21 protein-coding genes and 4 pseudogenes are annotated in these 21,767 nt (G+C 69.9%); 16 read left to right on the forward strand and 9 right to left on the reverse strand.

The annotated features are described in order from the left end of the window. Positions 1–30 precede the first annotated feature (30 nt). The 4 genes from AB5J53_RS35635 to AB5J53_RS35650 all read left to right on the forward strand — a co-directional run bounded on the left by AB5J53_RS35635 (position 31) and on the right by AB5J53_RS35650 (position 4,505). On the forward strand, positions 31–2,577 hold the full coding sequence (locus tag AB5J53_RS35635; protein ID WP_369249710.1) for an ATP-binding protein: 2,547 nt from the start codon (positions 31–33) through the stop codon (positions 2,575–2,577). Further along, entirely contained in the window at positions 2,574–3,257 is a 684-nt protein-coding gene (locus AB5J53_RS35640; RefSeq protein ID WP_369249711.1) for a response regulator, read from the forward strand. Before AB5J53_RS35635 ends, AB5J53_RS35640 begins: the two co-directional genes overlap by 4 nt. Before the next feature lie 90 nt (positions 3,258–3,347). Further along, positions 3,348–3,746 carry an OB-fold nucleic acid binding domain-containing protein gene (locus tag AB5J53_RS35645; RefSeq protein WP_365155931.1) on the forward strand — a complete coding sequence of 133 codons (399 nt, stop codon included), beginning with the start codon at positions 3,348–3,350 and terminating at the stop codon, positions 3,744–3,746. A gap of 3 nt (positions 3,747–3,749) precedes the next feature. Next, complete coding sequence (locus AB5J53_RS35650; protein WP_369249713.1) at positions 3,750–4,505, forward strand: DUF3159 domain-containing protein; 756 nt, start codon at positions 3,750–3,752, stop codon at positions 4,503–4,505. 157 nt (positions 4,506–4,662) lie between these two features. On the opposite strand, the gene AB5J53_RS35655 is transcribed toward AB5J53_RS35650, so the two are convergent. Continuing rightward, positions 4,663–5,340 carry a TrkA family potassium uptake protein gene (locus AB5J53_RS35655; RefSeq protein ID WP_099506151.1) on the reverse strand — a complete coding sequence of 226 codons (678 nt, stop codon included), beginning with the start codon at positions 5,338–5,340 and terminating at the stop codon, positions 4,663–4,665. After that, positions 5,340–6,011, reverse strand: a complete 672-nt coding sequence (locus tag AB5J53_RS35660) for a TrkA family potassium uptake protein (RefSeq protein ID WP_369249714.1) — start codon at positions 6,009–6,011, stop codon at positions 5,340–5,342. The genes AB5J53_RS35655 and AB5J53_RS35660 overlap by 1 nt, the downstream gene beginning before the upstream one ends. Before the next feature lie 426 nt (positions 6,012–6,437). Here AB5J53_RS35660 and AB5J53_RS35665 point away from each other — a divergent pair, with 426 nt between their 5' ends. Beyond that, positions 6,438–8,531 (forward strand): APC family permease, encoded by a 2,094-nt coding sequence (locus tag AB5J53_RS35665; protein WP_369249715.1) that lies wholly within the window; start codon positions 6,438–6,440, stop codon positions 8,529–8,531. A 143-nt stretch (positions 8,532–8,674) separates the two neighbouring features. Beyond that, positions 8,675–10,003 carry a class I SAM-dependent RNA methyltransferase gene (locus AB5J53_RS35670; protein ID WP_369249716.1) on the forward strand — a complete coding sequence of 443 codons (1,329 nt, stop codon included), beginning with the start codon at positions 8,675–8,677 and terminating at the stop codon, positions 10,001–10,003. A 585-nt stretch (positions 10,004–10,588) separates the two neighbouring features. Here the strand turns inward: AB5J53_RS35670 and AB5J53_RS35675 are convergent. Both AB5J53_RS35675 and AB5J53_RS35680 read right to left on the reverse strand, forming a co-directional pair. After that, the gene (locus AB5J53_RS35675) at positions 10,589–10,882 is read right to left on the reverse strand and encodes a hypothetical protein (RefSeq protein ID WP_369249717.1); all 294 of its coding nucleotides are present in this window, start codon (positions 10,880–10,882) and stop codon (positions 10,589–10,591) included. A gap of 71 nt (positions 10,883–10,953) precedes the next feature. Continuing rightward, positions 10,954–11,088 (reverse strand): hypothetical protein, encoded by a 135-nt coding sequence (locus AB5J53_RS35680; RefSeq protein WP_369249718.1) that lies wholly within the window; start codon positions 11,086–11,088, stop codon positions 10,954–10,956. A gap of 110 nt (positions 11,089–11,198) precedes the next feature. Between AB5J53_RS35680 and AB5J53_RS35685 the strand changes: the two are divergent. From AB5J53_RS35685 to AB5J53_RS35695, 3 genes and pseudogenes are all read left to right on the forward strand, one after another. After that, positions 11,199–12,068, forward strand: a pseudogene (locus AB5J53_RS35685) (aspartate aminotransferase family protein); the annotation flags it as partial. Between the two features lie 76 nt (positions 12,069–12,144). Next, complete coding sequence (locus tag AB5J53_RS35690; protein WP_369249719.1) at positions 12,145–12,399, forward strand: SDR family NAD(P)-dependent oxidoreductase; 255 nt, start codon at positions 12,145–12,147, stop codon at positions 12,397–12,399. Positions 12,400–12,418: 19 nt separating this feature from the next. Continuing rightward, positions 12,419–12,466 (forward strand): annotated as a pseudogene (locus AB5J53_RS35695) (hypothetical protein); the annotation flags it as partial. 159 nt (positions 12,467–12,625) lie between these two features. On the opposite strand, the pseudogene AB5J53_RS35700 reads toward AB5J53_RS35695, so the two are convergent. From AB5J53_RS35700 to AB5J53_RS35715, 4 genes and pseudogenes are all read right to left on the reverse strand, one after another. Further along, positions 12,626–12,688, reverse strand: a pseudogene (locus AB5J53_RS35700) (hypothetical protein); the annotation flags it as partial. Between the two features lie 26 nt (positions 12,689–12,714). Further along, positions 12,715–13,326, reverse strand: coding sequence for a cation:proton antiporter (locus AB5J53_RS35705; RefSeq protein WP_369249720.1), 612 nt, complete (start codon positions 13,324–13,326; stop codon positions 12,715–12,717). Between the two features lie 22 nt (positions 13,327–13,348). Continuing rightward, positions 13,349–13,720 (reverse strand): DUF2255 family protein, encoded by a 372-nt coding sequence (locus AB5J53_RS35710; RefSeq protein WP_369249721.1) that lies wholly within the window; start codon positions 13,718–13,720, stop codon positions 13,349–13,351. Positions 13,721–13,809: 89 nt separating this feature from the next. After that, on the reverse strand, positions 13,810–14,826 hold the full coding sequence (locus AB5J53_RS35715) for a zinc-dependent alcohol dehydrogenase family protein (protein WP_369249722.1): 1,017 nt from the start codon (positions 14,824–14,826) through the stop codon (positions 13,810–13,812). 240 nt (positions 14,827–15,066) lie between these two features. Here AB5J53_RS35715 and AB5J53_RS35720 point away from each other — a divergent pair. From AB5J53_RS35720 to AB5J53_RS35750, 7 genes and pseudogenes are all read left to right on the forward strand, one after another. Next, positions 15,067–15,925 (forward strand): annotated as a pseudogene (locus tag AB5J53_RS35720) (helix-turn-helix domain-containing protein). A 132-nt stretch (positions 15,926–16,057) separates the two neighbouring features. Continuing rightward, positions 16,058–16,657 (forward strand): flavodoxin family protein, encoded by a 600-nt coding sequence (locus tag AB5J53_RS35725; RefSeq protein ID WP_369249723.1) that lies wholly within the window; start codon positions 16,058–16,060, stop codon positions 16,655–16,657. A gap of 36 nt (positions 16,658–16,693) precedes the next feature. Next, positions 16,694–17,083 (forward strand): nuclear transport factor 2 family protein, encoded by a 390-nt coding sequence (locus AB5J53_RS35730; protein ID WP_369249724.1) that lies wholly within the window; start codon positions 16,694–16,696, stop codon positions 17,081–17,083. Positions 17,084–17,103: 20 nt separating this feature from the next. Beyond that, on the forward strand, positions 17,104–17,805 hold the full coding sequence (locus AB5J53_RS35735) for a type 1 glutamine amidotransferase domain-containing protein (protein ID WP_369249725.1): 702 nt from the start codon (positions 17,104–17,106) through the stop codon (positions 17,803–17,805). A gap of 37 nt (positions 17,806–17,842) precedes the next feature. Next, entirely contained in the window at positions 17,843–18,181 is a 339-nt protein-coding gene (locus AB5J53_RS35740; RefSeq protein ID WP_210584642.1) for a MoaF N-terminal domain-containing protein, read from the forward strand. 94 nt (positions 18,182–18,275) lie between these two features. Further along, a complete protein-coding gene (locus AB5J53_RS35745; protein ID WP_369249726.1) occupies positions 18,276–19,145 on the forward strand; it encodes a helix-turn-helix transcriptional regulator in 870 nt (289 codons plus the stop codon). 254 nt (positions 19,146–19,399) lie between these two features. Further along, positions 19,400–20,821, forward strand: a complete 1,422-nt coding sequence (locus AB5J53_RS35750; RefSeq protein ID WP_369249727.1) for an MFS transporter — start codon at positions 19,400–19,402, stop codon at positions 20,819–20,821. 61 nt (positions 20,822–20,882) lie between these two features. Here the strand turns inward: AB5J53_RS35750 and AB5J53_RS35755 are convergent, their stop codons facing one another. Further along, the gene (locus AB5J53_RS35755; RefSeq protein ID WP_369249728.1) at positions 20,883–21,431 is read right to left on the reverse strand and encodes an alpha/beta hydrolase; all 549 of its coding nucleotides are present in this window, start codon (positions 21,429–21,431) and stop codon (positions 20,883–20,885) included. Positions 21,432–21,767 lie beyond the last annotated feature (336 nt).

Below are 21,767 nucleotides of genomic sequence, written 5' to 3' on the forward strand. Positions count from 1 at the left end.
CACAGTGGTGACAGGAAGACAATAGGGGTCATGGGACGCGGCAAGCTTCGGATCTACCTCGGTGCGGCACCGGGCGTCGGGAAGACGTACGCGATGCTCTCCGAGGCGCACCGGCGCGTCGAGCGGGGGACCGACTGTGTGGTCGCGTTCGTGGAGCACTACAACCGGCCGCGCACCGAGGTGATGCTGCACGGCCTGGAGCAGGTGCCGCGCAAGGAGCTGGAGTACCGGGGGTCCGTCTTCACCGAGATGGACGTGGACGCCGTACTGGAGCGCGCCCCGGCCGTCGCCCTGGTGGACGAACTCGCGCACACCAATGTCCCCGGTTCGCGCAACGACAAGCGCTGGCAGGACGTGGAGGAGCTGCTGGCGGCCGGTGTCGACGTCGTCTCCACGGTCAACATCCAGCACTTGGAGTCGCTGGGCGATGTCGTCGAGTCGATAACGGGCGTACGGCAGCGGGAGACCGTGCCGGACGAGGTGGTGCGCCGGGCGGACCAGATCGAGCTGGTCGACATGTCGCCCCAGGCGCTGCGGCGGCGGATGGCGCACGGCAACATCTACAAGTCCGACAAGGTCGACGCGGCCCTGTCGAACTACTTCAGGCCCGGCAACCTCACGGCGCTGCGCGAGCTGGCGCTGCTCTGGGTCGCCGACCGGGTCGACGAGTACCTCACCGAATACCGCAACGAGCACCGGGTGTCGAAGATCTGGGGCTCGCGGGAGCGGATCGTGGTGGGACTCACGGGCGGCCCGGAGGGACGCACGCTGATCCGCCGTGCCGCGCGGCTCGCGGAGAAGGGCGCGGGCGGCGAGGTGATGGCCGTCTACATCGCCCGCAGCGACGGGCTCACCTCGGCCTCGCCCAAGGAGCTGGCCGTCCAGCGCACGCTGGTCGAGGACCTGGGCGGAACGTTCCACCATGTCGTCGGGGACGACATACCGGCCTCCCTGCTGGACTTCGCGCGGGGCGTCAACGCCACCCAGATCGTGCTCGGCTCCTCGCGCCGCAAGACCTGGCAGTACGTCTTCGGGCCGGGCGTCGGCGCCACGGTCGCCCGGGAGTCGGGCCCCGACCTGGACGTCCACATCGTCACCCATGAAGAGGTCGCCAAGGGGCGCGGTCTGCCGGTCGCGCGCGGGGCGCGGCTCGGGCGCTCCCGGATCATCTGGGGCTGGCTGATCGGCGTGGGCGGCCCGGTGATCCTCGCGCTGCTGCTGAACACCGTCGACCTCGGCCTCGCCAACGACATGCTGCTCTTCCTGGCGCTGACGGTGGCCGCGGCCCTGCTCGGCGGCCTCTACCCGGCGCTGGCCTCGGCGGCCTTCGGCTCGCTGCTGCTGAACTACTACTACACGCCACCGCTGCACCGGTTGACGATCGCCGATCCCAAGAACATCGTCGCCATCGCGATCTTCGTCGGCGTCGCGGTCTCGGTCGCCTCGGTGGTGGATCTGGCGGCCCGCCGCACCCACCAGGCGGCGCATCTGCGCGCCGAGTCGGAGATCCTCTCGTTCCTGGCGGGCAGTGTGCTGCGCGGCGAGACCAGCCTGGAGGCCTTGCTGGAGCGGGTCCGGGAGACCTTCGGGATGGAGTCTGTCGCGCTGCTGGAGCGGGAGAGCGACGTCGACCCGTGGACGTGCGCGGGCAGTGTGGGTCCGGGGCCCTCCGTCCGTCCCGAGGACGCGGACGTGGACATGCCGGTCAGCGACCACATGGCGCTCGCCCTGTCCGGACGCGTGCTGCCCGCCTCGGACCGCCGTGTGCTCGCCGCCTTCGCCGCGCAGGCCGCGGTGGTCCTGGACCGTCAGCGCCTCCAGCAGGAGGCGGACCAGGCGCGCACGCTGGCCGAGGGCAACCGCATCCGCACCGCGCTGCTGGCCGCCGTCAGCCACGATCTGCGCACCCCGCTGGCCGGGATCAAGGCCGCCGTGTCCTCGCTGCGGTCCGACGACGTGGCCTGGTCCGAGGAGGACCGGGCGGAGCTCCTCGAAGGCATCGAGGACGGCGCCGACCGCCTCGACCACCTGGTGGGCAACCTGCTGGACATGTCCCGCCTCCAGACCGGCACGGTCGCCCCGCTGATCCGCGAGATCGACCTCGACGAGGTCGTCCCCATGGCGCTCGGCGGCGTACCCGAGGACAGCGTGGAGCTGGAGATCCCGGAGAGCCTGCCGATGGTCGCCGTCGACGCGGGGCTGCTGGAGCGCGCGGTCGCCAACCTCGTCGAGAACGCGGTCAAGTACAGCCCCGTCGACGAACCGGTCCTGGTGTCCGCGAGTGCCATCGCCGACCGGGTGGAGGTGCGGGTGGTGGACCGCGGCCCGGGCGTCCCGGACGAGGCCAAGGACCGTATATTCGCGCCCTTCCAGCGCTATGGCGACGCCCCGCGCGGCGCCGGAGTGGGCCTCGGCCTCGCGGTCGCCCGCGGCTTCGCCGAGTCGATGGGCGGCACCCTCAACGCCGAGGACACCCCCGGCGGCGGACTCACCATGGTGCTCACGGTGCGGGCGGTGGCCGGCCGGTCCGACCTGGCCACGGCAACAACAGCAGCAGCGGAAAGGCAGGTCTCATGACCCGGGTCCTCGTGGTCGACGACGAGCCGCAGATCACCCGAGCCCTCGTGATCAACCTGAAGGCACGCAAGTACGAGGTCGACGCGGCTCCCGACGGGGCCACCGCGCTTCAGCTCGCCGCCGCCCGGCACCCCGACGTCGTCGTGCTCGACCTGGGCCTGCCCGACATGGACGGCGTCGAGGTGATCAAGGGGCTGCGCGGCTGGACCCGGGTGCCGATCCTGGTGCTGTCCGCCCGGCACTCGTCCGACGAGAAGGTCGAGGCCCTCGACGCGGGCGCCGACGACTACGTCACCAAGCCCTTCGGCATGGACGAGCTGCTCGCCCGGCTGCGCGCCGCCGTCCGCCGCGCGGAGCCCACCGGGGGCGACGAGGACGACGCGATCGTCGAGACCGACGACTTCACCGTCGACCTGGCCGCCAAGAAGGTCAACCGCGCCGGACGCGACGTCCGCCTGACTCCCACGGAGTGGCACCTCCTGGAGGTCCTGGTGCGCAACACAGGCCGCCTGGTCAGCCAGAAGCAGCTGCTCCAGGAGGTGTGGGGCCCGTCGTACGGCACGGAGACGAACTACCTCCGGGTCTACATGGCACAGCTGCGCCGCAAGCTGGAGGTGGACCCCTCGCATCCGCGGCACTTCATCACGGAGCCCGGGATGGGATACCGGTTCGAGGGGTGACCCGTGCCTTCAAGGGCGAGGAGCGAGCGGTGGTTGAGGGGGCGGCGCCGCGGGTACGTCGCTGTCGGCGCACCCCGGTAGGCTTTCGGTATGAGTGCTGTTCCTCGTTCCGAAAAGCCGGCGGGCCGGTTCCGGCGCATGATAGACCGGCTCTCCTCGTCCCAGGAGGACCTGGAGTCCGAGGAGCTGCGGGAGGACGCCGAGACCGCGGGCTGCACGCGCATCGGTGACTGCCACGACCGACAGATCGTCACGGTTACTGGTACCTTGCGCACGGTCACTCTGCGGCCACGGGCCGGTGTCCCGGCCCTGGAAGCCGAGCTGTTCGACGGCTCGGCCGCCCTGGACGTGGTCTGGCTCGGCCGGCGCTCCATCGTCGGGATCGAGCCGGGGCGCAAGCTGATCGCATCGGGCCGCATTTCGATGAGCCGGGGCCGTAGGGTGCTGTTCAACCCGAAGTACGAACTCAGACCGCTTGGACGGGAGTAGCCGGTGACGTCGCTCGACAAGCCGACCGAAGACGCCCAGCAGGATTCGCGGGCGGTGACCGAGGCCGCGCTCTTCGAGGCGTTCGGCGGCGTGCGGGGCATGGTCGAGACGGTGGTGCCCGGCCTCCTCTTCGTCACCATCTTCACGATCAACAAGGACCTGCACTGGTCGGCGATCGCCGCCCTCGGGGTGTCCTTGCTGCTCGTCGTGGTGCGCCTCGTGATGCGCGGCACCGTCAAGCACGCCTTCAGCGGCGTCTTCGGCGTCGCCTTCGGCGTGGTCTTCGCGATGATGACGGGCAACGCGAAGGACTTCTACCTGCCGGGCATGCTCTACACGCTCGGCCTGGCCATCGCCTACATCGTCACGACTCTCGCGGGCGTCCCGCTGATCGGCCTGATCCTGGGCCCGGTCTTCAAGGAGAACCTCTCCTGGCGCACCCGCAACCCCGGCCGCAAGAAGGCGTACTCGAAGGCGAGTTGGGCCTGGGGCCTGATCCTGCTCGCCAAGTGCGCGGTGCTCTTCCCGCTCTACTGGTGGGCCGACACCACCAAGTTCGGCTGGATCCTGATCGCCCTCAAGATCCCGCCGTTCCTGCTCGCCGTCTGGCTGACCTGGGTCTTCCTGGCCAAGGCGCCCGCCCCCATCGACGTGTTCGCCGAGATGGAGGCCGAAGAGAAGGCGGAGAAAGAGCGGAAGGCCGCGCTCGCCGAGGAGCGCGGCGAGAGCGCACCGGCCCGGCACCGCCGCGAGGCGTAACCGCCGTCTTCGGTCGTACGGCGCCGGGAGGTGCCAGGCCTGGAGCTGTACGACGCGATGGGGGCGCCCGGAGATCTCCGGGCGCCCCCATCGTCGTATCGGAAGCGTCCAAGCGGGTGCGGGGGCGCGGGGGTGTGCCCGCACTTCCCGGGGTCGCTCAGCTCGTCGCGTCCTCGCGGCGTACCGACAGCAGGTCCTCCAGCTGCTCCTCGCGGGCCTGCGCGGCCACGAAGAGGAGTTCGTCGCCCGCCTCCAGGGAGTCCTCCCGGGAGGGGGTGAGGACGCGGGTGCCGCGGATGATGGTCACCAGGGAGGTGTCCTCGGGCCACTCGACGTCGCCCACCGTCGTACCGGCCAGGGCGGACTCCGGTGGCAGGGTCAGCTCGACGAGGTTGGCGTCGCCGTGGCTGAAGCGGAGCAGGCGGACCAGGTCGCCGACGCTGACGGCCTCCTCGACGAGGGCCGACATCAGGCGCGGGGTGGAGACGGCGACGTCGACGCCCCAGGCCTCGTTGAACAGCCACTCGTTCTTGGGATTGTTGACGCGGGCGACGACCCGCGGGACCCCGTACTCGGTCTTCGCGAGCAAGGAGACGACGAGGTTGACCTTGTCGTCACCCGTGGCCGCGATGACCACGTTGCAGCGCTGCAGCGCGGCCTCGTCCAGGGAGGTGATCTCGCAGGCGTCGGCGAGCAGCCACTCCGCCTGCGGGACGCGCTCGACCGAGATGGCGGTCGGCGCCTTGTCGATCAGCAGGACCTCGTGACCGTTCTCCAGGAGCTCGCCCGCGATCGAGCGGCCCACGGCGCCGGCACCGGCAATGGCGACCCTCATCAGTGACCGGCCTCCTCTTCAGGGCCTTTGGCGAACGCCGCCTCGACCTTGTCCACCTCGTCGGTGCGCATCATCACGTGCACCAGGTCGCCCTCCTGCAGCACCGTCTGGGAGGAAGGCAGGATCGCCTCGCCCAGCCGGGTGAGGAAGGCCACGCGCACGCCCGTCTCGTCCTGGAGCCGGCTGATCTTGTGGCCGACCCAGCCGGCGGAGGTGTGCACCTCGGCGAGCTGCACACCACCGGTGGGGTCGCGCCACAGCGGCTCCGCGCCCGAGGGCAGCAGCCGGCGCAGCATCTGGTCGGCCGTCCAGCGGACGGTGGCGACGGTCGGGATCCCGAGGCGCTGGTAGACCTCGGCGCGGCGGGGGTCGTAGATGCGCGCCGCGACGTTCTCGATGCCGAACATCTCGCGGGCCACCCGGGCGGCGATGATGTTCGAGTTGTCACCGCTGGAGACCGCGGCGAACGCGCCGGCCTCCTCGATGCCCGCCTCGCGCAGGGTGTCCTGGTCGAAGCCGACGCCGGTGACACGACGGCCGCCGAACCCGGAGCCCAGTCGTCGGAAGGCGGTGGGGTCCTGGTCGATCACGGCGACCGTGTGCCCCTGTTGCTCCAGGGTCTGGGCAAGAGCGGAACCTACTCTTCCGCAGCCCATGATGACGATGTGCACGACCGTCCTTCCGAATGTGAATGGTTACCGCTCAGGCTAAACAGGGTCTCAGACCGCCGCCCAAGCTACACAGGCGCGGTCCGTCGAGGGCACCCCTGTGCACGTTCGCCTGCGGGTTTTCGTCGGCCGGCCAAGAGCGGGGGAGATCAGCGGCGTGTGATGCTGCGAACGCTCGCGAGAGTCAGGATTCCGAGGCCGATGAGTCCTGCGGTGGCGCCGATGAGTTCAGCGGTGGCGTGCATGGAACCTCCAGAAGCGGGCAAGGACGGGGACTTTTGTCATATAGGCATGCGGATGTCCGCGGCCACGGAATCCGCAGCGGAAGCCGTCCCTGTTTTCACTCGGAGGGCAGATCCGGAGCAGATACGGAGGCTATGTCGGACGGTGGGTGGGCGACCCCCCGTTCGAACGCTTACGATCCTCTGCGTGTCCAAACTGACCGACGTGCCCAAACGGATCCTGATCGGGCGCGCACTGCGCAGTGACCGGCTCGGAGAAACGCTCCTGCCGAAGCGCATCGCACTCCCCGTCTTCGCTTCCGACCCGCTCTCCTCCGTGGCCTACGCTCCCGGAGAAGTGCTGCTGGTCCTCTCCATTGCGGGCGTGTCGGCCTACCACTTCAGCCCCTGGATCGCGCTCGCGGTCGTCGTGCTGATGTTCACGGTGGTCGCCTCCTACCGACAGAACGTGCACGCGTACCCGAGCGGCGGCGGCGACTACGAGGTGGCCAACACCAACCTCGGCCCCAAGGCAGGACTCACCGTCGCCAGCGCCCTGCTCGTCGACTACGTCCTCACCGTCGCCGTCTCCATCGCCTCCGGCATCGAGAACCTCGGCTCGGCGGTCCCCTTCGTGGTCGAGCACAAGGTGGCCTGCGCGGTGGCCGTCATCGTGCTGCTCACGCTGATGAACCTGCGCGGAGTCAAGGAGTCCGGAAAGCTCTTCGCGATTCCGACGTACGTCTTCGTGGCGGGCGTCTTCATCATGATCGCGTGGGGCGCCTTCCGCGGACTCGTCCTCGACGACACCATGCGGGCGCCCACCGCCGACTACCACATCAAGGCCGAGCACCAGGGCCTCGCGGGCTTCGCCCTCGTCTTCCTGCTGCTTCGCGCCTTCTCCTCCGGCTGTGCCGCGCTCACCGGCGTCGAGGCGATCTCCAACGGTGTCCCCGCTTTCCGCAAGCCGAAGTCGAAGAACGCCGCGACCACGCTCGCGATGATGGGCCTGCTGGCCGTCACCATGTTCTGCGGCATCATCGCGCTGGCCATGACGACCAAGGTCCGGATGGCCGAGAACCCGGGCACCGACCTGATCCACAACGGCGTCGCGGTCGGCGCGGACTATGTCCAGAACCCGGTGATCTCGCAGGTCGCCGAGGCCGTGTTCGGCAAGGGCAGCTTCCTGTTCATCGTGCTGGCCGCCGCCACCGCGCTGGTCCTGTTCCTGGCCGCCAACACCGCGTACAACGGCTTCCCGCTGCTCGGCTCGATCCTCGCCCAGGACCGCTACCTCCCGCGTCAGCTGCACACCCGCGGCGACCGCCTCGCCTTCTCGAACGGCATCGTGCTGCTCGCGGGCGCGGCCATGCTCCTGGTGGTCATCTACGGGGCGGACTCGACGCGCCTCATCCAGCTGTACATCGTCGGTGTGTTCGTCTCCTTCACGCTCAGCCAGACCGGCATGGTGCGGCACTGGAACCGCCACCTCGCCACCGAGAAGGACCAGGCCAAGCGGCGCCACATGGTCCGCTCCCGGGCGATCAACGCCTTCGGTGCCTTCTTCACCGGCCTGGTGCTGGTCGTCGTCCTGGTCACCAAGTTCACGCACGGCGCCTGGGTCGCGCTGCTCGGCATGGTGATCTTCTACGCGACGATGAGCGCGATCCGTAAGCACTACGACCGGGTCGCCGAGGAGATCGCCGCGCCCGAGGGCCCCTCCGACGACAGCGTCCGCCCCTCCCGCGTCCACTCCGTCGTCCTGATCTCCAAGATCCACCGTCCGACGCTGCGCGCCCTCGCCTACGCCAAGCTGATGCGCTCCGACACCCTCGAAGCGCTCAGCGTCAACGTCGACCCGGCCGAGACCAAGGCATTGCGCGAGGAGTGGGAGCGGCGCGGCATCGACGTACCGCTGAAGGTCCTCGACTCGCCGTACCGCGAGATCACGCGGCCGATCATCGAGTACGTGAAGGGCCTGCGCAAGGAGTCGCCGCGCGACGCGGTCTCCGTGATCATCCCCGAGTACGTGGTCGGCCACTGGTACGAGCATCTGCTGCACAACCAGAGCGCCCTGCGCCTCAAGGGCCGGCTGCTGTTCACACCGGGCGTCATGGTGACCTCCGTGCCCTACCAGCTGGAGTCCTCCGAGGCTGCGAAGCTGCGGGCCCGCAAGCGGCAGGACTGGAACGCGCCGGGTGCGGTGCGCCGGGGTCCGGCGGAGGAGCGGCCGAAGGAGCCTTCGGCGTCTTCGTCTTCCTCCGGCTCGTCCTCGGGGGCCTCGGGCTCCTCGAAGAGCTGACGGATCCGGGTCCGTCGAAGCGCTGACGGATCCGGGTTCTGCGAAGAGCAGCCGGACTCGTGTCGATCGGCGGGGCGGCGTCCACGTAGACTGGTGGGCTGTTGTCCGGCCGTTCCCCCTTTCGCATCTGGAGTCACCCCACCATGCAGGCAGAACCGAAGAAGTCGCTGGTGGGGGAGGAGTACCAGGTCGAGATCGGTCCCGTCGCGCACGGCGGGCACTGCATCGCCCGTACGAGCGAGGGTCAGGTCCTGTTCGTCCGGCACGCCCTGCCCGGAGAGCGCGTCGTCGTACGCGTCACCGAGGGCGAGGAGGGCGCGCGCTTCCTGCGCGCGGACGCCGTGCGGATCCTGGACGCCTCGAAGGACCGCGTCGAGGCCCCCTGCCCGTACGCGGGCCCCGGCCGCTGCGGTGGCTGCGACTGGCAGCACGCCAAGCCGGGCGCGCAGCGCCGCCTCAAGGGCGAGGTCATCGCCGAGCAGCTGCAGCACCTCGCGGGGCTCACGCCCGAGGAGGCGGGCTGGGACGGCACGGTGATGCCAGCCGAGGGCGACAAGCTGCCGGCGGGCGAGGTCCCGGCCTGGCGTACGCGCGTGCAGTACGCGGTGGACGCCGACGGCAACGCCGGGCTGCGCCGCCACCGCTCGCACGAGGTCGAGCCCATCGAGCACTGCATGATCGCGGCGCCCGGCGTCAGCGAGCTGGGCATCGAGCAGCGCGACTGGTCCAGGATGGAGTCGATCGAGGCGATCGCGGCGACGGGATCCCAGGACCGCATGGTGATCCTGGAGCCCAAGCCCGGCGCCCGCCTCCCCCTCGTCGAACTCGACCGTCCCGTCTCCGTCATGCGTGTCGAGGAGAAGGACGGCGGCATCCACCGCGTCCACGGCCGCGCCTTCGTGCGCGAGCGCGCCGACGGCCGTACGTACCGCGTCGGCAGCGGCGGCTTCTGGCAGGTCCACCCGAAGGCCGCCGACACCCTGGTGCTCGCCGTGATGCAGGGCCTGCTGCCGCGCAAGGGCGAGATGGCGCTCGACCTGTACTGCGGCGTCGGCCTGTTCGCGGGTGCCCTGGCCGACCGCCTCGGCGACAAGGGCGCGGTCCTCGGCATCGAGTCCGGCAAGCGCGCGGTGGAGGACGCCCGCCACAACCTCGCCGGCTTCGACCGTGTCCGCATCGAACAGGGCAAGGTCGACACGGTCCTCCCGCGCACCGGCATCACCGAGGTCGACCTCATCGTCCTCGACCCGCCCCGGGCCGGCGCCGGCAAGAAGACGGTCGAGCACCTGTCGTCCCTGGGCGCCCGCCGCATCGCGTACGTCGCCTGCGACCCGGCGGCCCTCGCCCGTGACCTGGCGTACTTCCGCGACGGTGGCTACAAGGTGCGGACGCTGCGGGCGTTCGACCTGTTTCCGATGACGCACCATGTGGAGTGCGTGGCGATTCTGGAGCCTGCGGCGAAGGGTTCCTGAGCTGTGGCCTTGTGCGTGCGCGTTATGTGCGGTGTGGGCGTTACGGGCGATATCTTGACGCTGAAATGACGCTCGCGACGCTCATGTGACACTCGTTCTGATGGGGCGTCAGGCGTGTTCTTGGGCTGGTCAGGGCACTCGCATGGGTGGCCGTAGAGGGACGGTGCTGTACTGAAGGGGCAGTACTTTACGAATCCCTCGTCAGCGGTGGCCATGCCGAGGCCGTCCTGTTCCCGCCCAACGACAAGTGCCGGCCAGTGATTTCCCAAGCTGAGGACACCGCCCGCCAAACCGTTGCCGGCCTGCGGGCGGCCTGTCCGGAGACGACCGAGCCCTCGGCACCGGACACGCCCGCATGTCCCGATCTGCCTGACGGGCCTCCCGCGGGCGTCCCCGACGTGGATTGCTCGGACCTTCCCGGTTCCGTGTGGGTCGGCCCCGAGGACCCACACCGACTCGACCGAGACGGGGCCGGCATCGGCTGCGACCCCAACTGAACAAGAGTCGGCGGCTGCGTCCCCCGCGCGCGACGTGCACTTCGGCGCGGACGCGCCCCTGGACGAGTGGGGAAGCCGTGTCGTTCGGTCATGCACGCGGGGCGGGCCAGGAGTTGAGGGGTAGCGGGCCGCGGTCGATGACGGTGCGGATACAGAAGGTGCTGCGGGCGTCGCGCACTGGACCGATGGCCAGGATCTGGTCGGTGAGCACTCTCTCGAAGCGGCCCGTCCCGCGACCACCCCCCTGTCGCCGCGGGCCGAGGCCGACCTGGTGGAGTCCTTCCTGGCGCCGCCGCCCGACCGGGGCGGTGACCTGAAGGCCCTGCTCGCGCGCCTGGACGAGGCCGCCGACTGCGCTCTGGAGACGGCCGGGCCCGGCCATCTGGCCTACATCCCGGGCAGCGGTCTGTTCTCGGCCGCGCTCGCCGAGTTCTACAACCGTGCCGTCAACCGCTACGGCGGCCTGGCCTCGGTGGCCCCGGCCTTCGCCGCGCTGGAGGAGAGCGTGATCCGCTGGATGGCCCGCGAGGTGTGCGGCCTCCCGGAGGGCAGCGGCGGCCTGCTGACCAGCGGCGGCTCGATGGCCACCTTCTCCGCGACGGGTCGCCGCCCGCCACGACCGGCTCGGCGAGGATCTCGCCGGCGGCACCGTCTACACCACCGCCTTCGCCCACCACTCCGTCGCCAAGGCCGCCCGCCTCGCCGGCATCCGCGCGGCTCACATACGGACCGTGCCGCACACCCCGGACCTGCGGATGGACCCGGAGGCCGCTGCCGCGATGATCCGCGCCGACCGGGACGCCGGGCTGCGGCCGTTCCTGCTGGTGGCCACCGCCGGCACCACCGACACCGGCACCATCGACCCGCTGCCCCAGCTGGCCGACCTGGCCCGCCGCGAGGACGTGTGGTTCCACATCGACGCGGCCTACGGAGGTTTCTTCCGGCTCACCGCACGCGGCGCCCGGCGCCTCGCCGGTTTCGAGGAGGCCGACTCGATCACCCTGGACCCGCACAAGACGCTGTTCATGCCGTTCGGCACCGGCGCCCTGGTCGTCCGCGACCTCGCCGCCCTGCACGCCGCGCACGAGGGCACCGGCAGCTACCTCCAGGACATGGGGGCGGCGGGAAGCGTCCCGGACTCCGGCCGGCTCGGGCCCGAGCTGACCCACGAGATCCGCGGCCTGCGGGCCTGGCTTCCCCTGCACCTGCACGGGGTGGACGCCTTCCGCGAGGCGCTGGACGAGAAGCTCGACCTGGCCGAACACGTCCACGACACGCTGTCCGGCGTCGCGGAGCTGGAGGTCCCGCAGCGCCCGGACCTGTCCACCGTGATCTTCCGCGTCCGCCCCGCCGACGGCAGTCGGGCCGCCGCCGAGCGGGCCGATGAGGCGAGTCGCCGCCTGCTGGAGCGGATCAACGGCCACCGGCGCATCGTGCTCTCCAGCACGGTGGTCGACCGCCGCTACACCCTGCGCGTGTGCGTGGTCTCCCACCGCACCCACCACGACCGCATCACCGAGGCGCTGCAGATCATCACTGCCGAGGTCACGCGCCACACCACCGCGTAGCCGGAGACGGCCCTGGACCCGGTTGGTGGCCATCTGAGGGACGCCTCCGTCGAATCACGAAGGCAAGGAGGACTTCATGACTATCCATCCCGAATCCCTTCCCGCCAGCGGAACAGCCATCGTGACCGGTGCCTCCTCGGGCATCGGTGCGGCCTACGCACGTCGGCTCGCTGCGGATGGTCACGATCTGGTGCTGGTGGCGCGTCGCGCAGAGCGTCTCCGCGCACTTGCCGCGGAGCTGACCGGGCAGCACGACGTACGAGTGGAAACCGTCGTCGCGGATCTGGGCGACGCCGGTGACCTGGACCGGGTTGCCCCGGCGAACCGCTGAGGACGACGTCGAGCTGCTGGTGAACAACGCGGGCATCAACGGCTACGGCCCCTTCGCCGAGACCGATACAGCACTGCTGGAGAAGGTGATGGCCGTGAACGTGGTGGCGCTCACCCGGCTCGCTGAAGGTGGCAAGCGGCCAGAACGCCAGTGCCTGCGTGCGGTGTTCGGCCTGGATGATGCGCGGGGCGACCTGGGACATGATCAGGCCGCTGACGACCACTGCGAGGACACCGGAAGCCTCGACCAGTTCGGCCAGTAGATACGCGGTGAAGGGCGCCAGGATCATGACCAGGTTGCCGAGCAGCGGATCGGTCAGGCGGCGCCGCAGGTCAAGTTGACCCACGCGGCCGCCACCCCGACCAGGGCTCCGCCGCCGTAGGCAAGCAGGAACAGCCCGCCGACGTGCGGCATGCTCAGGTGCTCCCCGCCGACCGTGATGCCGACGGCGAGACCGTACACGACCAGGGCCGTGCCGTCGTTGATCAGGCTCTCGGCCCGCAGGATGGTGACCTGGCGGCGTGGCAGGGCGCGGGCGAGGACGCCGACCGCGGTCGCGTCGGTGAGCGCCATGGCCGCGCCGAGCACCCAGGCCGGCCCCCACGGCAGCCCGAGGGCGTGCCCGGTTGCGGCGACGGCCCAGGCGGTGAGGATGACGAGGGCGGTGCTCAGCTGCAGGATGCCGCGCAGATTGGTGCGGATCTCCCGCAGGGAGGTGGTCAGGCTCTCCCAGTACAGCAGCACCGGAAGGAAGAGCAACAGCACTACCTCCGGTGGCAGTTGCGCCTCCCGTACTGCCGGGATGAATCCCAGCAGCACACCCGTCACGAGCAGGACGACGGGCGGGGCGATGCCGAGGCGCTGTCCCACGACGTTGCCCACCAGCACGGCCACGCCCAGGACCACGACGAGTTCAAGACCGAGCACAGTGGTTCTTGTCTCCTGTAGGTCAGCGCGGTACGAGCTTCAGGGTCGTGTCCCGCGAGGCCACCATGGGATCGATGTAACTCGCGCCGTACCGGCCGTACTTGGTGCGGTAGGCGGCGTCGATCCGGTCATTGACGCCGGGGTCCGTGACCTGGACGAGGGTGACGTCCTTGTCGACGCCGCCGGAGCGGACGTGGCCCTCGTGGCTGGCCCGGGCCGCCCGGTACCAGGCGCCGTCGCTGCCGCGGAAGGAGCGGACGTAGAGATCGTCGCCGTCGCGGACCACCCAGATCGGCACGGGTGTGCGTGGTGTTCCGTCGCTGCGCGCGGGGGCCATCTGAAGTTCCTCGGCGTGCTCGATCCGGGTCAGTTCGTCGTTCGTCCAGGTCGTCATGGGTTTGCCTCCTTCACGATCGTGCGGCGGGGGGTGCTCTCGTGGGCGTGAGTGCGGCCGGCGCAGCTCACGCCCACGAGGCGATCGGGTCAGGGCTTGAGGAGGGCCTTGATGGCGCGGCGTTCGTCCATCGCCTTGTAGCCCTCGGCGACCTGCTCCAGCGGCAGCGTGAGGTCGAAGACCTTGCCCGGGTTGATGTGACCGGACAGCACGCGGTCGATCAGGTCGGGCAGGTAGCGGCGAACGGGAGCCGGGCCGCCGCGCAGGCCGACCTGGGAGAAGAACAGCTCCTGGCCGTCGACGGCGACCTCGTGCGGGACGCCGACGAAGCCGACGTTGCCGCCCGGGCGGGCGGAGTGCAGGGCCTGGCTCATGGACTGGGAGGTGCCGACGCACTCCAGGACGGAGTCGGCGCCGATGCCGCCGGTGAGGTCCTTGATGCGGGCGACGCCTTCGTCGCCGCGCTCGCTGACGATGTCGGTGGCGCCGAACTCCAGGGCGAGCTTCTGCCGGGACTCGTGCCGGGACATGGCGATGATCCGCTCCGCGCCGAGCTCCTTCGCGGCGATGACCCCGCACAGGCCGACCGCGCCGTCACCGACCACGACGGCCGTCGAGCCCGGCTTGACCTCGGCGGCGAGGGCCGCGTACCAGCCGGTGCCCATCACGTCGGACACGGCCAGCAGGCTCGGCACCAAGTCGCCGGAGGGGTGCTCGTCGGTGGCCACGAGGGTGCCGTGGGCGTTGGGAATGCGCACGTACTCGGCCTGGCAGGTGCCCATGAACTCGCGGTTCAGGCAGGAGGATTGCCAGCCCTTCTGGCAGTTCGCGCAGGTGTTGTCCGACGTGGCGAAGGAGCCGACCACGAACTGGCCGGGCTTGACGTTGCCGACCTCGCTGCCGACTTCCTCGACGATGCCGACGTACTCGTGGCCCATCGGGTGCGGGTCGCCGACCGGCTCCAGGCCGCGGTACGGCCACAGGTCCGAGCCGCACACACAGGTGGCGACCGTGCGGATGATCGCGTCCGTCGGGTTGACGATCTTGGGCTCGGGGGCGTCCTCCACCCGGATGTCACCGGGGGCGTGGATCACGGTTGCGCGCATGACTTTTCTCCTGATGCGTTTCTCGGGCAGCGGGGCACCCGGACGTGCCGGATTCGTCGACGATGGTCAAAAGGGAAAGGGTGTACAGAAGCGCCGACGGCCCGTGAAAATAATTGCCGGTCTCTGACTCTGTCACCGCCCGCAGGGCCCGTACAGAGGAGAATTTCACCCCCGGAGAGATGTATCCAGGGATAAAACCTTCCTACCCAGCCGAGTGGCGGACAGCGCAGACTGGCCAGTATGAACAGCAGTGCGCACCATAAGGAGCTGGGTCAATTCCTGAAGGCCCGTCGGGCCGAGCTCAGCCCCCGCACGGTCGGGCTGCCCGAAACCGACCGGCGCCGACGCGTGGCCGGACTGCGCCGGGACGAGGTGGCCGTGCTGGCCGCCATCAGCACCGACTACTACACCCGCCTGGAGCAGGGCCGTATGGACCCCCTCCGCGTCCGTGTTGTCTGAACTCGTCCGGGTCCTGCACCTCAGTGACGACCAGCGGGACCATCTGTTCGAGCTGGCCGGAAAGGAGGCCGGTTGGGCACGGCGGCGGGCCCAGCAGAAGGCGCACCCCCGGCTGCGCAGCGTGCTGAACGAGCTCAGCGTGGCCCCCGGCGTGATCCTGGGCCGGCACCTGGACATCCTGGCGTGGAACCCGATGGCCGCCGCCCTGTTCGGCACCGATTTCGCGAAGGTCCCCCAGCAACAGCGCAACTACGTCCGGCAGCTCTTCACCGGCCCGGCCATGAGAACGCTGTACGCAGACTGGGAGGACTCCGCCCGCAACGCCGTGGCCGTGCTGCGGCAGCAGGCCGCGCCCTGCCCCGACGACCGGAGACTGGCCGACCTCGTCGGTGAGCTGTCGGTGCAGGACGACCAGTTCCGCCAGTGGTGGGGAGGCCGCCCAGTGGTGCCCCGGACCGGCGGCACCAAGGTGTTCGACCACCCGGTCGCCGGTGAACTCTCCCTCGCCTGGGACGCCCTCACCTGCGTGGCCGACCCCAATCAGCAGCTGATCGTGTGGAGCGCCGAACCCGACTCGCGTACGTACGAGGGCCTGCGCTTCCTTTCCTCCTGGGCGGCGACCCCCGCCATGAATTCGTAAAATCAGCAGGCGATTCCCGGCGTAAAGCCAGGGACAAATCCTTCCTGCCTTCGCTGTTGAATTCCGTGCCATGCTTCCAGAGCACGATTCATGCAATCCCTTTCGAGATCCTTTTCGAGGAGCAATACCCCCATGTCCTCCACCTCCCGCCCCACGGTCGCCGTCGCATTCCATTCCGGCTACGGCCACACCGCCGTCATAGCCGAGGCCGTGGCGCGCGGTGCCTCGGAAGCCGGTGCCGAGGTGATCTCCATCCCCGTGGACACGATCACCGACGAGCAGTGGGCGCAGCTGGACGCCGCCGACGCCATCATCTTCGGTGCCCCCACCTACATGGGCACCGCCTCCGCCGCCTTCCACACCTTCGCCGAGGCGAGCAGCAAGCGCTGGTTCACCCAGACCTGGGTCGACAAGATCGCCGCCGGTTTCACCAACTCCGGTGCCAAGAACGGCGACAAGTCCTCGACCCTGGGCTACTTCTTCACCATGGCCGCCCAGCACGGCATGCACTGGGTCAGCCTCGGCGTCCAGCCGGGCTGGGCCTCCACCGAGGGCAGCGAGGACGACATCAACCGTCTGGGCTACTTCGTCGGGGCAGGTGCCCAGACCCCGACCGATGCCGGCCCGGAGGCCGTCCACAAGTCGGACATCGCCACCGCCGAGGGCCTCGGCGCCCGCGTCGCGCAGCAGACCGCCTTCTTCCGCGCCGGCCGCGCCGCTCTCGCCGCTTGAGACAAGTCCCCCTGTAGATCCCCAAGGAGCACTCTCATGTCCGACTCCCCGAATCTCGCTCTCGTTCGCCGCCTCTACGACTCCGGCATGGCCCCGGACGTGGTCGCCGAGGTCATCGACCCCGAGATCGTCTGGGACATCACTCCCGGCTTCCCCTACGGCGGCGTCTACAAGACCTGGGCGAGCGCGGGCGGCGACTTCTTCGGCCGGCTCGCGCCGCGCTTCACCTCCTTCGGCGCGGTGGCCGAGGAGTTCTACGACGCCGGCGAGCACGTGTTCGTGCGTGGCCACTACCACGCGGTGTCCAAGTCCGGCGAGGAGTCGGACGCTCGCTTCATCCACCTGTGGACGGTCGGCGACGGCAAGCTCACCCACCTTGTGCAGGCCGCCGACAGCCACGTCGTCCAGCTGGCCGCGACCAGCTGACCGCCCTCAGGGAGAAACCCATGACGAAGATCCTCTTCCTCATCACCGCCGCCGACCACTGGACCCTGGCCGACGGGTTCGAGCAGCCGGCCGGCTTCTGGGCCGAGGAGGCCATCGGCCCGTACGGCGTCTTCAAGGAGGCCGGCTACGAGATCGCCGCGGCCACCCCGGGCGGCGTCCCGCCGACCCCCGACGCACTCAGCCTCACCCCGGACTTCAACGGCGGCGAGGAGGGTGCCGAGCAGATGCGGACCGCCCTCAAGGAGGCCACCGAACTGGCGAACCCCGTCCGCATCGAGGACGTGGACATCGACGACTACGACGCCGTGTTCGTGCCCGGCGGCTGGGGCCCGATGGAGGACCACTCCGACGACCCCGCGGCCGGCAAGCTGCTCAGCGACTGGCTCGCCTCCGGCAAGCTCGTGACGCTGGTCTGCCACGGCCCGGCCGCGCTGCTGTCCACCGTGGACGCCGACGGCAAGTCCCCGTTCTCCGGCTACCGCCTGACCGGCCTGTCCAACTCCGAGGAGATCCAGAACGGCCTCGCCGACCGGGCGAAGTGGCTGCCTGAGGACCGTCTCGTCTCGGACGTGGGCGCGGACTACCACAAGGGTGAGGAGAACTTCGCCCCTCACCTCGAGGTGGACCGCAACCTTGTCACCGGCCAGAACCCCGCCTCGGCCGTCCCGCTGGCCCAGGAAGTCGTCAAGACCCTCGGCTGATGACACCACCCCCGTACGACAGAAAGAGGTAGTACCGATGGACAGCAACGCGACTCTCCCCAGCGTCGGCCAGACCTGGCTCGCGGACCTCGGCCCCGACACCCCGCTCGGCCACTTCACGGTGGAGATCACCTTCGACTCGGCGACCCAGGTCAGCTTCGAGGTGACGGGCGGCGCCATCAAGGGCCGTAAGCAGACGATGGAGTACACCACCACCCAGCTCCGCGACGGCCTGTTCGTCGTCCGCTGGACCGAGCCCGACGCCGGTGACCACGTCACTCACATCGAGGACTACACCGAGGGCACGTGCATGGCCAGCTCGGTCATCGGTGGCGAGTTCGTCCAGCTCCACGGGAAGTGGAGCCGCGTCCGCTGATCCTGCAGGGCAGCGCGGCTTCTCGACGGTGAGGACTTCCAGGGACAAATCTCTCCCCCTGACAACACCGCTTTCCGATGCCAAGGTGAATGGCATGAACCGCGATCCTCACCGCCACGATCTGGGGGAATTCCTCAAGGCGCGCCGCGCCGAGCTCGACCCGGCCGCCGTCGGTCTGCCCGACGGCGGCTCGCGTCGTGTCGCGGGCCTGCGCCGTGAGGAGGTCGCCGTACTGGCGGCCATCAGCACCGACTACTACGCCCGCCTCGAACAGGGCCGGATCCAGCCGTCGCCGTCCGTGCTGGAGTCCCTGGCCCGGGTGCTGCGCCTGGACGAGGACCAGCGCGCCTACCTGTACGAGCTCGCGGCCAAGGACGAATTCCGCCCGCCGCGTCGGCAGCCGCGCCTCAAGGCGCAGCCGCAGCTGCAGCGCATGCTCGACGACATGGCGCACACCCCCGCGTTCGTGATCGGTCCGCGCACCGAGATCGTCGCCTGGAACGCCATGGGCGCCGCTCTGATCACGGACTTCGGGAAGATCCCCGAGAAGCAGCGCTACTACATAAGGCTGCTCATCACCGACCCCAGGATGCGCGAGCTGTACGCGGACTGGGAGGGCGTCACTCGGCTGGCCATCGCCCAGATGCGGATGCATAACGCCAACAACCCCGGTGACACGCAGCTCGCCGCCCTGGTGGGTGAACTCTCGGTCCGGGACGAGCAGTTCCGCCAGTGGTGGGGCTCCCACCACGTCGCCGTCCGGGACACCGGGACCAAGCACCTGCGCCACCCCGTCGTCGGTGACCTGCACCTCGACTGGAACGCCGTCACCTGGGCCGCCGACCCCGACCTGGCGATCATCGTCTGGACCGCCGAATCCGGCACCCCGACCCACGACAGCCTGCGCATGCTGGCGTCCTGGGCAGCGGACCCCAGCCACTCGACCAGCGACAGCTCCGCCTGACCGTCGCCCAGGCATTCCCTTCGTCGCCCAGGTATTCCCTTCAAAGGGGGAGCCTTTCCTCCTACGCGCCCCGCGCCTAGGAAGAGGTTCTCCCTTTTTCGTGTACGGCTCTCCTGGCACGCTCATCACGAGGCCCACCGCGCCGCGCGTCCCCGCCCCCGGTCCGGCCTTCTCCCCACCGACAGAACCGGTTTCCTCAGCGCCGAGGCGTCCGACCTGCCTGCTCATCCGCCAGGAAAGAGACCCCTTTCCCCATGTCCCTGACCCAGTCCCGCCCCGGGACGCTGCCCTCGGCCGCCCCCGAACCGCGCTGGACCGCCCGCCTCTGGGCCGTCCTGGCCGTCCTGTGCCTCGTGCTGTTCCTCGACGGCCTAGACGTCTCCATGGTCGGCGTCGCCCTGCCCTCCATCGGCCACGACCTCGGCATGGCCACCGGCTCACTGCAGTGGATCATCAATGGCTACGTCCTCGGCTACGGCGGCCTGATGCTACTCGGCGGCCGCACCGCCGACCTGCTCGGACGCCGCCGCGTCTTCCTCGTCGCGCTGGCCGTCTTCGCCGCCGCCTCGCTGCTCGGCGGCCTCGTCGACAGCGGCTCGCTGCTGATCGCCACCCGCTTCGTCAAGGGCGTGGCCGCCGCCTTCACCGCGCCCGCCGGCCTGTCGATCCTCACCACGACGTTCCCGGAGGGCCCGCAGCGCAACCGGGCGCTGTCGGTCTTCAGCCTCTTCGGCGCCCTGGGCTACTCCTCGGGCCTGATCCTGGGCGGTCTGCTCACCGGGATCGGCTGGCGCTGGACCTTCCTGATGCCGGTACCGCTCGCCCTGCTCGCACTCGTCGTCGGCCTGATCCTGATCCCGCGCGACCGCCGCACCGAGACCGGCGGTCAGGACCCGGCCGGAGCGGTCACCCTCACCGCAGGCATGCTGCTCGCCGTCTACGCCGTGGTCACCGCCCCTCAGACGGGCTGGACCTCCGCGGCGACGCTCGCCGCCTTCGGCGTCGCCGCCCTGCTGCTGCTCGCCTTCGTCCTGATCGAGCAGCGGGTCCGGCATCCGCTGGTCCGCTTCGGCATCCTGCGCAAGGCCACCACGGTCCGGGCCAACCTCAGCATCGTCGCGCTGATGGGCTCCTACCTCAGCTTCCAGTTCATGATGACGCTGTACCTGCAGGACGGGCTCGGCTGGTCCCCCCTGCGCATGGCCTTCGCGCTGCTGCCCGTCGGCCTGATCGTCGCCGTCGGCTCGCCCCTCACCGGCCGACTCGTCAACCGCTTCGGCACCGCGCCGCTGATCATCACCTCGATGACCTCGCTGACCCTCGGCTACGTGTGGTTCCTGGCGACGGCCGGCTCCTCACCCGACTACGTCACCGCCATGCTCCCGTCCCTGCTGCTTCTCGGCGGCGGCTTCGCGTTCGGCTACAGCGCCATCATGGCCCAGGCCACCGAAGGCATCGCCGACTCCGAACAGGGCCTCGCCTCCGGCCTGGTGCAGACCTCCGGCCAGGTCGGCGCCGCCCTGGTCCTCGCCGTCCTCACCGCCGTGATCACCCAAGCAGGCGACAGCGGCGCCGACTTCACCGCCTACCACCCCGGCCTGAACCTGGTCACCGGAGTCGCCGCGGTCGGGCTGCTCTTGAACCTGGTCCCCGTGCTGCGTCTGCGGCGGCGCTGAGCCCCGACAGACCGAAAGCCGACCCGGGGCTGGCCCCGGGTCGGCTTTCCGCGAGCACCGCTCACGCGAGGTTCTTGGTGAAGAACTCCTCCAGCTTGTCGAACGGGATCAGGTCCGTCCTGTCGTACAGGTCCACGTGGTTGGCGCCCGGGACGACGTACAACTCCTTCGGCTCCGCGGCGAGTTCGCAGGCATCCTCGCTGAAGTAGCGCGACTGCGCGTGCTCACCCACGACGAACAGCAGGGCCCCCGGCGAGATCGACGCGACCTCGACGGGGATGGCGTCGTGGACGGCCTGCACGGCTTCGGGGATGGTCATGACGTCGTCGTGCTCCTGCGCCACCAGCGTGGGCATGGTGATGGCGGAGGCGTACTTCGCAGGTGACTGCTCTGCCAGATGGAAGCCGGTGCGCTCCAGCACGGCCTGGTCGAGGCGGTCGTAGCCGCCCTCGAAGCCGAGGGCCTTGGAGAACTGTTCGCCGATGGAACGGCCCTCCAGCGGCTGGAGCATGACATTTGCCTGGATCTCGGCGAACTCCTCGGGGTGCTTGGTCCAGGCGACGGCGGTGGAGTTGGCGCCCAGGCACACCGACAGCAGGGCCTTCTTCATGTTCTTGGTGTCGGGGCGTGCTGCGGCGTAGCGCCTCGAAGCCGCCGAAGCGGTCCCAGCCGGGCAGGTGTCCGGGGTAGCCGTAGCGGTTGCCGGGGGAGAAGTGGTTGTGGGTGATCAGCCGGTCGGAGTCGGCCGGGATGAACCACCCTTCGAGAGGAACGCCGTCCATCGACGGGAACGTCACGTCCTCGTAGGCCAGGCCCAGTTCGGAGGGGCGGCGCAGCAGAGGCGCGCGCCGGCCGTCGGTGGTGCCTTCCGTCCACGGCCCGACGAATCAGTTGAATGCCGGCTCGGCCATGTCGAGTTCGGTCATGGTGCGCTCCTGATTTCCCG

The sequence above is a fragment of the Streptomyces sp. R41 genome (assembly GCF_041053055.1).
Classification (GTDB): Bacteria; Actinomycetota; Actinomycetes; order Streptomycetales; family Streptomycetaceae; genus Streptomyces.